This is a genomic window from Peribacillus sp. N1, assembly GCF_054600815.1.
The window spans coordinates 1-237 of the sequence record NZ_BAAHZO010000105.1 but is presented as its reverse complement, the minus strand read 5'-3'; the positions used below and the strand labels follow the sequence as shown (position 1 = coordinate 237).

The 237-nt window shown below is 45.1% G+C and carries 1 protein-coding gene; it reads right to left on the bottom strand.

From position 1 onward, the window contains the following. On the bottom strand, positions 1 to 237 hold a 237-nt coding region (locus tag ACYP5M_RS26730), incomplete at both ends, for a peptide chain release factor-like protein (protein ID WP_459735751.1).

Here is a 237-nt window from a genome sequence, read left to right as displayed (position 1 = left end):
ACTGCTCCCAAGTTTCCGGTCTCCGCACTGGTACGGTGATCTTTAACCATGGAATACGTGTGGAAAACATAAGAACGAATTTGGCTTCCCCAGCCAATTTCCTTTTGCTCACCACGGATTTCATCCAACTCCGCTTGTTGCTGTTCAATTTCACGTTGATACAATTTGGCTTTCAGCATATTCAGTGCTTGGGCCTTGTTTTTGATTTGAGATCTCTCGTTTTGGCACGTTACCACG